This window comes from Pseudomonas sp. NY15435, assembly GCF_048068295.1.
Classification (GTDB): Bacteria; Pseudomonadota; Gammaproteobacteria; order Pseudomonadales; family Pseudomonadaceae; genus Pseudomonas.
In genome coordinates, this window is sequence record NZ_JBLUQA010000004.1 from 537,465 (window position 1) to 550,197 (window position 12,733).

Consider the following 12,733-nt stretch of genomic DNA (forward strand, 5'->3'; position numbering starts at 1 on the left):
GGCCGTCGGCCCGGGGCCTTCATACCTTAGAACTCTGCCGCGTGGCGGTAACGCGCTTCCAGCTCCAGGGAAACCCGGTAGGCCTGCGCCTCGCCTTCGGTGTGGAAGATGCCGACCAATTGCCCCTCCTGGTACACATCCCAGCAACGCCCGCCGTGGGCGCGGAACTCGCGGGATTTATGGTCGTCGTCACGCTCGGTCACTGTAATGCTCATGTCTTTCTTCTCCGGTTTTGCCGTACATCAAGGCAGCTCCAGAATCATTCAGTTAGCTAGCTAATTAAATAGCTGCCGTCGAGAAAGACTTTTACGAACATTCGCCAAAACGAGCGTCCCACAAACGCAAAAGCGCAGCTCGAAGGCTGCGCTTTTGGGGGGACAAACCGTTCGGTTTAGAACGGAATATCGTCGTCGAAGCTGTCGTAGTCCGGAGCCGGTTGCGGCGCGGGCTGGGACTGCTGCTGCGGCGCAGGGCGCTGGGCCTGCTGCGGACGCTGCTGTTGCGGCTCGCGGGGAGCGCGCGGAGCGTCATCGCCACCGGCGCCCGGACGGCCACCCAGCAGCTGCATGTTGCCGTTGATGTCGACCACGATCTCGGTGGTGTACTTGTCCTGACCGTCCTGGCCTTGCCACTTGCGAGTACGCAGGCTGCCTTCGACGTAGATCTGCGAGCCCTTGCGCACGTACTCGGCGACGATCTCAGCCAGACGACCGAAGAACACCACGCGGTGCCACTCGGTACGCTCCTGCTGCTGGCCGGTCTGCTTGTCCTTCCAGCTCTCGCTGGTGGCCAGGGTGACGTTGGTCACCGCGTTGCCGTTGGGCATGTAACGGGTTTCCGGATCGCCACCGACGTTACCCACCAGAATGACTTTGTTAACCCCACGGGCCATGACGCTCTCCTAAAGGCTTCAGCACGTCGCCTGCTCGGCGCCGGCGAGGCGCTCGAGGGACGTGCGATCAACTTGTTGGGAATCTACTTTGACATAAGCGGCCGCTTCTTCAACGACCACCATCACATCGCTCACACCGGGCAATGCCTTGAAACGCTCAGCCAACGAAGCATCGCGCAGGGCCTCATCGGAGAGAGGCAGGCGAATACTCGTTACATAAGGCGGTTCACGCATGGTAACAGCAATCGCCAGCCAGATGGCAGCCAGCACCGCGCAGCCGATGAACACCCCGTCGAGCCCACCATGCTGGAACATCCAGCCCCCCAGGATGCCGCCCACGGCGGCGCCGAGGAACTGGCTGGTGGAGTACACGCCCATTGCCGTGCCCTTGCCGCCCGCCGGCGACACCTTGCTTACCAGCGACGGCAGCGAGGCCTCCAGCAGGTTGAACGCGGTGAAGTAGACGACGATGCCGAACACCAGTTCCTTGAGGCTGTTGCCGAACTCCCAGAAGAACAGTTCGCAGAGCATCAGGGTCGCCACTGCGCCAGCCAGCACGCGTTTCATCTGGCGCTTCTTCTCGGCGTAGATGATGAACGGGACCATGGCGAAGAAGCCGATCAGCAGTGCGGTCAGATACACCCACCAGTGCTGCTCCTTGGGCAGCCCGGCGCGTTCCACCAGCGCCAGCGGCAACGCAACGAAGCTCGCCATGAGAATCGCGTGCAGTACCAGGATGCCGACATCCAGGCGCAGCAGATCGCCATTCTTCAAGGTTGGGATCAGCGACTGCTTGGCGACGCTGGACTCACGATGCTGCATGCGGTGATCGGGCACCGGCACCATGAAGAGAATGATCAGGATACCCACCAGCGCCATGCCCGAGGTGAACCAGAACAGCCCGTGCAAGCCGAACCAGTGGGTCAGCACGGGGCCGGCGACCATCGAGGCGGCGAAGGAGACACCGATACTCATGCCGATGATGGCCATGGCCTTGGTCCTGTGCTGCTCGCGGGTCAGGTCCGAAAGCAGCGCCATGACCACCGCGGAAATCGCCCCGGCGCCCTGGATCACCCGACCGGCTATGACGCCCCAGATAGTGTCGGAACTGGCGGCTACACCGGCGCCGATGGCGAATACCAGCAGGCCGACGACGATGATCGCGCGGCGACCGATTCGGTCGGACAGCGTGCCCAGCGGAATCTGCAGTACCGCCTGGGTCAGGCCGTAGGCGCCCATGGCGAAGCCGATCAGGGCCGGCGTCGCGTCAGCCAGTTCCATACCGTAGGTCATCATGACCGGCAGCAGCATGAACATGCCAAGCATACGGAAGGCATAGAGCAGGGCCAGGCCGGAGGTCGCCCGGAGTTCTGTGCCACTCATGCGCTCAGTGTGGGAATCGTGCATAGGCCCCTCGTGGGAAGACGGATGTCGGGAATGCGCTCAACAGCTCCCGTGACGGCGCGGCCTTCCAAGCCGCAAAGGGCCGGCTGTCGCCAGCGCCGAAAAATAGCCGCGCATTCTACCAGCCCAACGGTCCAAGGGCACACACGCGCTACTTTGCCGCGTGCCGGAAACGCCCCGTATAATCGATAGTTTTCGCCCGCCATGCGAGGCTGCAGTGGACAAGATCCTCATCCGTGGGGCACGTACCCACAACCTGAAGAACATCGACCTGACCCTGCCACGCGACAAGCTGATCGTGATCACCGGCCTGTCCGGTTCCGGCAAGTCTTCCCTGGCCTTCGACACGCTCTACGCCGAGGGCCAGCGCCGCTATGTGGAATCCCTGTCGGCTTATGCCCGGCAGTTCCTCTCGATGATGGAAAAGCCCGACGTCGACACCATCGAGGGTCTGTCGCCGGCGATCTCCATCGAGCAGAAATCCACTTCCCACAACCCGCGTTCCACCGTGGGCACCATCACCGAGATCTACGACTACCTGCGCCTGCTCTATGCGCGCGTCGGTATTCCTCGCTGCCCGGATCACGACATCCCGCTGGAAGCGCAGACCGTCAGCCAGATGGTCGACCAGGTGCTGGCGCTGCCCGAAGGCCGCCGGCTGATGCTGCTGGCCCCGGTGATCCGCGAGCGCAAGGGCGAGCACCTGGCGGTGTTCGACGAGATGCGCGCCCAGGGTTTCGTCCGCGCCCGCGTCAACGGCAAGCTCTACGAGCTGGACGAAGTGCCGAAGCTGGACAAGAAGCTCAAGCACTCCATCGACGTGGTGGTGGACCGCTTCAAGGTGCGCGGCGACCTGCAGCAGCGCCTGGCCGAGTCCTTCGAGACGGCGATCAACCTGGCGGATGGCATCGCCCTCGTCGCGCCCATGGACGATGAAGAGGGCGAGGAAATCATCTTCTCCGCGCGCTTCGCCTGTCCGATCTGCGGCCACTCGATCAGCGAGCTGGAACCCAAGCTGTTCTCCTTCAACAACCCGGCCGGCGCCTGTCCGACCTGTGACGGCCTGGGCGTGAAGCAGTTCTTCGATGCACGCCGAGTGGTCAACGGCGAGCTGACCCTGGCCGAAGGCGCAATCCGCGGCTGGGACCGGCGCAACGTCTACTACTTCCAGATGCTCGGCTCGCTGGCCGGACATTTCGGCTTCAGCCTGGAAGAGCCCTTCCAGAATCTCGATCCGGAGCACCAGAAGTTCATCCTCAACGGTTCGGGCCGCGAGAACGTCGAGTTCCGCTACCTCAACGACCGGGGAGACATCGTCAAGCGCGCGCACCCGTTCGAAGGCATCCTGCCGAACCTGGAACGTCGCTACCGCGAAACCGAGTCGGCCACCGTGCGCGAAGAGCTGGCCAAGTTCCTCAGCACCCAGCCCTGCCCGGACTGCCACGGCACCCGCCTGCGCCGCGAAGCGCGCCACGTATGGGTCGGCGACAAGACCCTGCCGGCGATCACCGCAATGCCGGTCGGCACCGCCTGTGACTATGCAGAAAGCCTGACCCTGACCGGTCGCCGCGGCGAGATCGCCTCGAAGATCCTCAAGGAGATCCGCGAGCGCCTGCAGTTCCTGGTCAACGTCGGTCTCGACTACCTGACCCTGGACCGTAGCGCCGACACCCTCTCCGGCGGCGAGGCCCAGCGTATCCGCCTGGCCAGCCAGATCGGCGCCGGCCTGGTGGGCGTCATGTACATCCTCGACGAGCCCTCCATTGGTCTGCACCAGCGCGACAACGAGCGCTTGCTGGGCACCCTTACCCACCTGCGTAACCTCGGCAACACGGTGATCGTCGTCGAGCACGACGAGGACGCCATCCGTCTCGCCGACTACGTCGTGGACATCGGCCCCGGCGCCGGCGTGCACGGCGGACAGATTGTCGCCGAGGGCACGCCGCAGCAGGTCATGGATCATCCGGACTCGGTCACCGGTGCCTACCTGTCTGGCCGCACCAAGATCGTCGTGCCGGCCGAGCGCACCCCGCGCAACAAGAAGCAGTTGCTCAAGCTCAAGGGGGCGCGCGGCAATAACCTGCAGAACGTCAACCTGGAAATCCCGGTCGGCCTGTTCACCTGCATTACCGGCGTTTCCGGTTCGGGCAAGTCGACGCTGATCAACAACACCCTGTTCCCGATCACCGCCACCGCGCTCAACGGCGCTACCACGCTGGAGGTCGCACCCTACGACTCGTTCGACGGCCTGCAGCACCTGGACAAGGTGGTGGACATCGACCAGAGCCCGATCGGCCGCACCCCGCGCTCCAACCCGGCGACTTACACCGGGCTGTTCACGCCGATCCGCGAGCTGTTCGCCGGCGTGCCGGAAGCCCGCTCGCGCGGCTACGGCCCCGGGCGCTTCTCATTCAACGTCAAGGGCGGCCGTTGCGAGGCCTGCCAGGGCGACGGCGTGATCAAGGTGGAGATGCACTTCCTGCCGGACATCTATGTCCCCTGCGACGTCTGCAAGGGCAAGCGCTACAACCGCGAGACCCTGGAAGTCCGCTACAAGGGCAAGAGCATCACCGAGGTGCTGGACATGACCATCGAGGACGCTCGCACGTTCTTCGACGCCGTGCCGGCTATCGCTCGCAAGCTACAGACACTGATGGACGTCGGCCTGTCGTATATCAAGCTGGGCCAGAGCGCGACCACGCTGTCCGGTGGTGAAGCACAGCGGGTGAAGCTGTCTCGCGAGCTGTCCAAGCGTGATACCGGCAAGACCCTGTACATCCTCGACGAGCCGACCACCGGCCTGCACTTCGCGGATATCCAGCAACTGCTCGACGTGCTGCATCGCCTGCGCGACCACGGTAATACCGTGGTGGTGATCGAGCACAACCTGGACGTGATCAAGACTGCCGACTGGCTGGTCGACCTCGGCCCCGAGGGCGGCTCCAAGGGCGGCCAGATCATCGCCACCGGTACGCCGGAGCAGGTTGCGGAGATGGCGGTGTCGCACACCGGACACTTCCTCAAACCACTGCTGGAGCGTGACCGGGCCTGATCCGCAACGGCGGGAAAAAAGCCCCTGTCGCCGATCGGCGCAGGGGCTTTTTCTTGTGCTCTTCGTAGGAGCGAGCTTGCTCGCTCCTACGAAAACAGTGGCCGCCCGCGCAATTGAAAAAGCCCCCGACGCGTTGGCGCCGAGGGCTCTTTCAGACTGAGCCGCAACTCAGATCTGCGACTGCAGATAATTCTCCAGGCCCATCTTGGCGATCAGGCCCAGTTGCTGCTCCAGCCAGTAGGCATGGTCTTCCTCGGTATCGGTGAGCTGCACACGCAGGATATCGCGGGTGACGAAGTCCTTGTGCTTCTCGCACAAGGCGATGCCCTTGGCCAGCGCGGCGCGTACGTGGCGCTCCAGCTTCAGATCGGCTTCCAGCATCTCCGGCACGGTCTTGCCCGGGTGGATGTCGTCCGGGCGCATGCGCGGCGTCCCTTCAAGCAGCAGGATGCGGCGCAGCAGCGCGTCGGCGTGCTGGGTTTCCTCTTCCATCTCGTGGTTGAGACGCTCGTAGAGCTTGGTGAAGCCCCAGTCCTCGTACATGCGCGAATGGATGAAGTACTGGTCGCGAGCGGCCAGCTCGCCGGTCAGCAGCGTGTTGAGATAATCGATAACCTCGGCGTGGCCTTGCATCAGCCTTCTCCCTGGGACGTGACAGCAAATTAAACGGCGCTATGGTCGCGACTGGCCATGACCGGGGTCAAGTCCGCAATGCCCCATAAATGCAACCGCCCTCCGAAGAGGGCGGTTGGTGGAACGCTTTGAGTTTAGTCCAGCTTCAGGCCCAGAGCCTTGGCGACCCCTTCGCCATATGCCGGGTCGATCTTGAAGAACAGCGCCAGCTGGCGACGCTGGATGGCTTCCGGCACGCCCGCCATATCGCCGGCAATGTTCTCGTACAGACGTTGCCGCTGAGCTTGGTCGAACAGGCGGAACAGCGCAGCCGGCTGGCTGTAGTAGTCATCGTCGACGCGGTGGTTCCAGTGGTCGGCGCTGCCTTCCAGAGTCAGCGGCGGCTCGGAATAGTCCGGCTGTTCCTGCCACTGGTTGAAGCTGTTCGGCTCGTAGGTGACAGTCATGTCGCCGTTGTTGCCGTCCACCCGCATGGCGCCGTCGCGGTGATAGATACGCGGATTGTTGCGCGCGGCGTTCACCGGGATCTGGTGGTGGTTCACACCCAGGCGGTAGCGGTGCGCATCACCGTAGGAGAACAGGCGCCCCTGGAGCATCTTGTCCGGCGAGAAGCCGATTCCGGGGACGATGTTCGCCGGGGAGAAGGCGGACTGCTCGACCTCAGCGAAGTAATTCGCCGGGTTGCGATTCAGCTCGAAGTAGCCCACCTCGATCAGCGGGTAGTCGCCGTGCGGCCAGACCTTGGTCAGGTCGAACGGGTTGTATCGGTAAGTCGCCGCGTCCTTCTCCGGCATCACCTGCACGTACATCTTCCAACGCGGGAAGTCGCCCCGATCGATGGCGTCGTACAGGTCGCGCTGCGAGCTTTCGCGGTCTGCGCCCACCAGCTTGGCCGCCTCCTCGTTGCTCAGGTTTTCGATACCCTGCTGGGTTTTGAAGTGGAACTTCACCCAGAAGCGCTCATTGCTGGCGTTGATGAAGCTGAAGGTATGGCTGCCGAAGCCATGCACGTGACGGTAGCTGCGCGGCAGGCCGCGATCACCAAAGTCGATGGTCAGTTGGTGCAGCGCTTCAGGCAGATGCGAGAAGAAGTCCCACTTCATCGTGGCGTTGCGCAGGTTGGTGCGCGGATCACGCTTCACCACATGGTTCAGGTCGGGGAATTTCAGCGGATCGCGGAAGTAGAAGACCGGGGTGTTGTTGCCCACCAGATCCCAATTACCTTCCTCGGTGTAAAACTTCAGGGCAAAGCCACGGATATCTCGCTCGGCATCCGCCGCACCACGCTCGCCGGCAACGGTGGAGAAACGCAGGAACAGCGGGGTCTGCTTGCCCACCTGGGAGAACAGCTTCGCGCGGCTATAGCGCGTGATGTCGTGGGTGACGGTGAAGGTGCCGTAGGCGGCGGAGCCCTTGGCGTGCATGCGACGCTCGGGGATCACCTCACGGTCGAAGTGCGCCAGCTTCTCCAGGAACCAGACGTCCTGCAGCAGCATCGGGCCCCGCGGGCCGGCGGTCTGGACGTTCTGGTTATCGGCGACCGGCGCTCCGGCAGCGGTCGTCAGGCGGGTGTTGTCACTCATCGTTACTCTCCTCAACGGCGGGGTGTTCGTTAGCCGGCGAATCACGAAGGCTGTGAGCGCGGCCCGACATCCCAATCGGACAATTAAGCGCCTCCACCGGCGTTCTGGCTGTTGATCCAGCTCAGCAAGCAGTAGAAGTCGGCGTCGTTAAGGATCGGTGACAACGGTATTGATCAGCCAATTTATTGATTCGAGCCGATCGATAGAGAAAAACTTTTCTTCAGACGATAAAAAACCGGGCACAGGGCCCGGTTTCTTATAAGGCGTAAACCTTACTCTGCAGCTTCTACTGCTTGGCCGCCAACAGCGCGGTCAATCAGTTCGACGTATGCCATGGGGGCATTGTCGCCGGCGCGGAATCCGCACTTCAGGATGCGCAGGTAGCCGCCCGGACGGTTGGCGTAGCGCTTGCCCAGCTCGTTGAACAGCTTGCCTACGGCTTCTTTCGAACGGGTACGGTCGAAAGCGAGACGACGGTTGGCAACGCTATCCACTTTAGCCAGGGTGATCAGCGGCTCGGCAACGCGACGCAGTTCCTTGGCCTTGGGCAGGGTGGTTTTAATCAGCTCGTGCTCGAACAGCGACACAGCCATGTTTTGGAACATGGCCTTGCGGTGCGAGCTGGTACGGCTCAGGTGACGACCACTTTTACGATGGCGCATGGTTCAATTCCTTTCCAAACTTTACGTTCGGTAGCTACGACGATCAGGCAGTAGCCTTGTCGTCTTTCTTAAGACTTGCCGGCGGCCAGTTGTCAAGGCGCATACCGAGGGACAGACCGCGAGAGGCCAGAACGTCCTTGATTTCGGTCAGGGACTTCTTACCCAGGTTCGGCGTTTTGAGCAGCTCTACTTCGGTGCGCTGAATCAGGTCACCGATGTAGTAGATGTTCTCTGCCTTCAGGCAGTTGGCCGAACGGACGGTCAGCTCAAGATCATCGACCGGACGCAGCAGGATCGGATCGATCTCGTCTTCCTGCTCTTCAACGACGGGTTCGCTGTCACCTTTGAGGTCCACGAACGCTGCCAGCTGCTGTTGCAGGATGGTAGCGGCGCGACGGATAGCCTCTTCAGGATCCAGGGTGCCGTTGGTTTCCAGATCAAGGACCAGCTTGTCCAGGTTGGTACGCTGTTCGACACGGGCGTTCTCGACCACGTAGGCAACACGACGTACGGGGCTGAACGAGGCATCGAGCTGAAGACGGCCAATACTGCGGCTTTCGTCTTCATCACTCGAGCGGGCATCAGCCGGCTCGTAGCCACGGCCACGAGCGACTTTCAGCTTCATGTTCAGCGCGCCGTTATCGGCCAGGTGGGCGATAACATGGTCACCGTTGACGATCTCGACATCATGATCCAGCTGAATATCGGCAGCGGTCACCACACCCGAGCCCTTTTTCGCCAGGGTCAGCGTCACTTCGTCACGGCCGTGCAGCTTGATGGCCAGGCCTTTCAGGTTGAGCAGGATCTCGATGACGTCTTCCTGCACACCTTCGATGGCGGAGTACTCGTGGAGTACACCGTCGATCTCGGCCTCGACTACTGCACAGCCAGGCATGGAGGACAACAGGATGCGACGCAGCGCGTTGCCCAGGGTATGGCCGAAACCACGCTCGAGGGGCTCGAGGGTGATCTTGGCGCGGGTTTGGCTGACCACCTGCACATCGATGTGGCGGGGGGTCAGGAACTCATTTACCGAACTCTGCATGGATGCACCTATTTTCTAGCCCTTACTTGGAGTAGAGCTCGACAATCAGGTTTTCGTTGATGTCGGCGGACAGATCGGCACGAGCCGGGACACTTTTGAAGGTGCCAGCTTTCTTCTCCGAGTCCACGTCGACCCACTCAACGCGACCGCGCTGGGCGCACAGGTCCAGAGCTTGAGCGATACGCAGCTGGTTCTTCGATTTCTCGCGAACAGCAACGACGTCGCCAACTTTGACCTGGTAGGACGGTACGTTTACGGTCTGGCCGTTGACGCTGATGGTCTTGTGGGACACCAGCTGACGGGATTCGGAACGAGTGGAACCGAAGCCCATACGGTAGACGACGTTGTCCAGACGGCACTCAAGCAGCTGCAGCAGGTTTTCACCTGTGGAGCCCTTGCGGCGGGACGCTTCCTGATAGTAGCCACGGAATTGACGTTCCAGAACGCCGTAGATGCGGCGAACTTTTTGCTTCTCGCGCAGCTGCAGGCCGTAGTCGGACAGGCGACCACGACGCTGGCCATGCTGGCCGGGAACTTGTTCTGCCTTGCACTTCGAGTCGAGGGCACGAACGCCGCTCTTCAGGAAGAGGTCAGTGCCTTCGCGGCGGGACAGTTTGCACTTGGGACCAATGTAACGAGCCATTTCTCACTGTCTCCTATTACACGCGACGCTTTTTCGGCGGACGGCAGCCGTTATGCGGGATCGGGGTTACGTCGGTGATGCTGGCGATCTTGTAACCGCAGGCATTCAGCGCACGAACAGCCGACTCGCGGCCCGGGCCCGGGCCCTTGACGTTTACGTCAAGGTTCTTCAGACCGTATTCCAGAGCAGCCTGGCCGGCACGCTCGGCCGCTACCTGGGCAGCGAACGGAGTGCTCTTACGCGAGCCGCGGAAACCCGAACCACCGGAAGTGGCCCAGGACAGAGCGTTGCCCTGACGGTCGGTGATGGTAACGATGGTGTTGTTGAAGGACGCGTGGATATGCGCGATCCCGTCAACCACCGTCTTTTTGACTTTCTTGCGAGGACGAGCAGCAGGTTTTGCCATGACTATATTCCTAAGCGATTACTTGCGGATCGGCTTACGCGGGCCCTTACGGGTACGCGCGTTGGTCTTGGTACGCTGACCGCGAACCGGCAGACCACGACGATGACGCAGACCGCGGTAGCAACCGAGGTCCATCAGACGCTTGATATTCATGTTGATTTCGCGACGCAGGTCACCTTCGGTGGTCAGTTTGGCCACTTCGGTACGCAGCGAATCGATCTGCTCTTCGCTCAGCTCTTTGATCTTTACAGCCGGGCTGATGCCGGTGGCTGCACAGATGCTCTGTGCGGTAGTGCGACCAACACCATAGATGTAGGTCAGCGAGATAACAGTGTGCTTGTTATCCGGAATGTTTACGCCTGCAATACGGGCCATTCAGAAAAACTCCAATTGACAGCTACCCGGCGCCCAGGGAGCCAAGAAAGGGCGCGGATATTAGCGCTGTAAAAACAAATAATCAACCCGGCAGCACACTAGCTGCCGGGCTATCACGCGTGAATCACACTCAGCCTTGGCGCTGTTTGTGACGCGGCTCCGAGCTGCAGATCACGCGTACGACGCCTTCGCGACGGACGATCTTGCAGTTACGGCACAGCTTCTTAACCGATGCACGAACTTTCATCAGTGACTCCTCGAACCTTACGGGTCAGCGCAGCAGACCGCTGCCATAGCCCTTCAGGTTGGCTTTCTTCATGAGGGATTCGTACTGGTGAGAAACGAGGTGCGATTGTACTTGGGCCATAAAGTCCATCACAACCACGACCACGATCAGCAACGAGGTCCCGCCAAGGTAGAACGGTACGTGAGCAGCTACGACCAGGAACTGGGGCAGCAGGCACACAGCCGTCATGTACAGGGCACCGAACATGGTCAAACGGGTCAGTACGCCATCGATATAGCGAGCCGACTGTTCGCCCGGACGAATACCCGGAATAAATGCACCGGACTTCTTGAGGTTTTCCGCCACGTCCTTCGGGTTGAACATCAGCGCCGTGTAGAAGAAGCAGAAGAAAACGATCCCTGCACTAAACAGCAGAATGTTCAGCGGCTGCCCCGGAGCGATCGCTTGCGCGACGTCCTGCAGCCAACCCAGGCCTTCCGACTGACCGAACCAGGCACCCAGGGATGCCGGGAACAGCAGAATGCTGCTGGCGAAGATCGCGGGAATCACACCCGCCATGTTCACTTTCAGCGGCAGATGGCTCGTTTGGGCAGCAAACACCTTGCGACCTTGCTGGCGCTTGGCGTAATGCACGGCAATACGACGCTGACCACGCTCGATGAACACCACGAACGCGATGATGGCCACGGCCAGCAGGCCGATGGCGATCAGGGCGAAGATGTTGATGTCACCTTGACGCGCGGACTCGAAGGACTGGCCGATTGCTCGGGGCAGACCCGCGACGATACCGGAGAAGATCAACATGGAGATGCCGTTGCCGACACCCCGCTCGGTGATCTGCTCACCCAGCCACATCATGAACAGTGCACCCGCCACGAAGGTGGTGACCGACACGAAGTAGAAGCCGAAGTCGTTGGAGAAGGCCACACCCTGGCTACCCAGACCAATGGACATGCCAATGGCCTGGACGAGTGCCAGGGCGAGAGTTGCGTAGCGGGTGTACTGGCTGATCTTGCGACGCCCAGACTCACCCTCTTTCTTCAACTGCTCCAGCTGCGGGCTGATAGCGGTCATGAGCTGCATGATGATCGACGCCGAGATGTACGGCATGATCCCCAGTGCAAAGATACTCATGCGCTCCAGCGCGCCGCCGGAAAACATGTTGAAGAGGCTAAGAATGGTCCCCTCGTTCTGCCGGAACAGTGCCGCCAAGCGATCGGGGTTGATGCCCGGGACTGGGATATGCGCGCCGATCCGATAGACGATGATCGCCAGGAACAGGAAACGCAGACGTGCCCAGAGCTCGGACAAACCACCACCGTTGCTCAGCGCAGAGAGAGCACCTTGCTTAGCCATTTAGTCCTCGATTTTGCCGCCAGCTGCTTCGATAGCCGCACGAGCGCCCTTGGTGGCGCCGATGCCTTTCAGAGTGACCGCGCGAGTAACGTCGCCCGACAGCATGACTTTCACACGCTGTACGTTCTGGTTAATCACGTTGGCATCCTTCAGGGCCTGCACGGTTACGACATCACCCTCAACCTTGGCCAGTTCGGAAGTGCGCACTTCTGCGCGATCCATGGCTTTCAGCGAGTTGAAGCCGAACTTCGGCAGACGACGGTGCAGCGGCTGCTGACCACCCTCGAAGCCCGGAGCAATGGAGCCACCGGAGCGGGAGGTTTGACCTTTGTGACCACGGCCACCGGTCTTGCCTAGACCGCTACCGATGCCACGGCCCGGACGGTGCTTTTCGCGACGGGCACCCGGCGCGGAACGCAGATCGTTCAGTTGCAT

General features: G+C 61.4%; 14 protein-coding genes. 1 reads left to right on the forward strand and 13 read right to left on the reverse strand.

The features are described from left to right. Window positions 1–26: 26 nt before the first annotated feature. From ACNFH5_RS12675 to ACNFH5_RS12685, 3 genes are all read right to left on the reverse strand, one after another. Window positions 27–215, reverse strand: a complete 189-nt coding sequence (locus ACNFH5_RS12675) for a hypothetical protein (RefSeq protein ID WP_205338869.1) — start codon at window positions 213–215, stop codon at window positions 27–29. Window positions 216–391: 176 nt separating this feature from the next. Then, entirely contained in the window at window positions 392–892 is a 501-nt protein-coding gene (gene ssb, locus ACNFH5_RS12680) for a single-stranded DNA-binding protein (protein ID WP_081517086.1), read from the reverse strand. An 18-nt stretch (window positions 893–910) separates the two neighbouring features. Beyond that, entirely contained in the window at window positions 911–2,299 is a 1,389-nt protein-coding gene (locus tag ACNFH5_RS12685) for an MFS transporter (RefSeq protein WP_416746395.1), read from the reverse strand. A gap of 214 nt (window positions 2,300–2,513) precedes the next feature. On the opposite strand from ACNFH5_RS12685, the gene uvrA reads away from it, so the two are divergent. Then, window positions 2,514–5,348 carry an excinuclease ABC subunit UvrA gene (uvrA, locus tag ACNFH5_RS12690; RefSeq protein ID WP_416746397.1) on the forward strand — a complete coding sequence of 945 codons (2,835 nt, stop codon included), beginning with the start codon at window positions 2,514–2,516 and terminating at the stop codon, window positions 5,346–5,348. A 168-nt stretch (window positions 5,349–5,516) separates the two neighbouring features. Here the strand turns inward: uvrA and bfr are convergent, their stop codons facing one another. The 10 genes from bfr to rplO all read right to left on the reverse strand — a co-directional run bounded on the left by bfr (window position 5,517) and on the right by rplO (window position 12,733). Beyond that, window positions 5,517–5,981 (reverse strand): bacterioferritin, encoded by a 465-nt coding sequence (bfr, locus tag ACNFH5_RS12695; RefSeq protein WP_233299876.1) that lies wholly within the window; start codon window positions 5,979–5,981, stop codon window positions 5,517–5,519. A 134-nt stretch (window positions 5,982–6,115) separates the two neighbouring features. After that, window positions 6,116–7,564 (reverse strand): catalase KatA, encoded by a 1,449-nt coding sequence (gene katA / locus ACNFH5_RS12700; RefSeq protein ID WP_416746399.1) that lies wholly within the window; start codon window positions 7,562–7,564, stop codon window positions 6,116–6,118. 272 nt (window positions 7,565–7,836) lie between these two features. Next, window positions 7,837–8,226, reverse strand: coding sequence for a 50S ribosomal protein L17 (rplQ, locus tag ACNFH5_RS12705; protein ID WP_169942325.1), 390 nt, complete (start codon window positions 8,224–8,226; stop codon window positions 7,837–7,839). A gap of 43 nt (window positions 8,227–8,269) precedes the next feature. Next, window positions 8,270–9,271, reverse strand: coding sequence for a DNA-directed RNA polymerase subunit alpha (locus ACNFH5_RS12710; RefSeq protein WP_009617182.1), 1,002 nt, complete (start codon window positions 9,269–9,271; stop codon window positions 8,270–8,272). A 22-nt stretch (window positions 9,272–9,293) separates the two neighbouring features. Then, on the reverse strand, window positions 9,294–9,914 hold the full coding sequence (gene rpsD / locus ACNFH5_RS12715) for a 30S ribosomal protein S4 (protein WP_416746402.1): 621 nt from the start codon (window positions 9,912–9,914) through the stop codon (window positions 9,294–9,296). Between the two features lie 16 nt (window positions 9,915–9,930). After that, complete coding sequence (rpsK, locus tag ACNFH5_RS12720; protein WP_003093689.1) at window positions 9,931–10,320, reverse strand: 30S ribosomal protein S11; 390 nt, start codon at window positions 10,318–10,320, stop codon at window positions 9,931–9,933. A gap of 18 nt (window positions 10,321–10,338) precedes the next feature. Then, window positions 10,339–10,695 (reverse strand): 30S ribosomal protein S13, encoded by a 357-nt coding sequence (gene rpsM, locus ACNFH5_RS12725; RefSeq protein ID WP_024767079.1) that lies wholly within the window; start codon window positions 10,693–10,695, stop codon window positions 10,339–10,341. Window positions 10,696–10,825: 130 nt separating this feature from the next. After that, the gene (gene rpmJ / locus ACNFH5_RS12730) at window positions 10,826–10,942 is read right to left on the reverse strand and encodes a 50S ribosomal protein L36 (RefSeq protein ID WP_045215308.1); all 117 of its coding nucleotides are present in this window, start codon (window positions 10,940–10,942) and stop codon (window positions 10,826–10,828) included. A 24-nt stretch (window positions 10,943–10,966) separates the two neighbouring features. Then, a complete protein-coding gene (gene secY, locus ACNFH5_RS12735; RefSeq protein ID WP_017521895.1) occupies window positions 10,967–12,298 on the reverse strand; it encodes a preprotein translocase subunit SecY in 1,332 nt (443 codons plus the stop codon). Beyond that, on the reverse strand, window positions 12,299–12,733 hold the full coding sequence (rplO, locus tag ACNFH5_RS12740) for a 50S ribosomal protein L15 (RefSeq protein ID WP_017521896.1): 435 nt from the start codon (window positions 12,731–12,733) through the stop codon (window positions 12,299–12,301).

Coding starts and splice junctions, on each gene's coding strand:
- ACNFH5_RS12675 (WP_205338869.1), bottom strand. CDS start 215: ATGAGCATTACAGTGACCGAGCGTGACGACGACCATAAATCCCGCGAG.
- ACNFH5_RS12710 (WP_009617182.1), bottom strand. CDS start 9,271: ATGCAGAGTTCGGTAAATGAGTTCCTGACCCCCCGCCACATCGATGTG.
- secY (WP_017521895.1), bottom strand. CDS start 12,298: ATGGCTAAGCAAGGTGCTCTCTCTGCGCTGAGCAACGGTGGTGGTTTG.
- rpsM (WP_024767079.1), bottom strand. CDS start 10,695: ATGGCCCGTATTGCAGGCGTAAACATTCCGGATAACAAGCACACTGTT.
- rpsD (WP_416746402.1), bottom strand. CDS start 9,914: ATGGCTCGTTACATTGGTCCCAAGTGCAAACTGTCCCGCCGCGAAGGC.
- rpmJ (WP_045215308.1), bottom strand. CDS start 10,942: ATGAAAGTTCGTGCATCGGTTAAGAAGCTGTGCCGTAACTGCAAGATC.
- rpsK (WP_003093689.1), bottom strand. CDS start 10,320: ATGGCAAAACCTGCTGCTCGTCCTCGCAAGAAAGTCAAAAAGACGGTG.
- ACNFH5_RS12685 (WP_416746395.1), bottom strand. CDS start 2,299: ATGCACGATTCCCACACTGAGCGCATGAGTGGCACAGAACTCCGGGCG.
- rplO (WP_017521896.1), bottom strand. CDS start 12,733: ATGCAACTGAACGATCTGCGTTCCGCGCCGGGTGCCCGTCGCGAAAAG.
- bfr (WP_233299876.1), bottom strand. CDS start 5,981: ATGCAAGGCCACGCCGAGGTTATCGATTATCTCAACACGCTGCTGACC.
- rplQ (WP_169942325.1), bottom strand. CDS start 8,226: ATGCGCCATCGTAAAAGTGGTCGTCACCTGAGCCGTACCAGCTCGCAC.
- katA (WP_416746399.1), bottom strand. CDS start 7,564: ATGAGTGACAACACCCGCCTGACGACCGCTGCCGGAGCGCCGGTCGCC.
- ssb (WP_081517086.1), bottom strand. CDS start 892: ATGGCCCGTGGGGTTAACAAAGTCATTCTGGTGGGTAACGTCGGTGGC.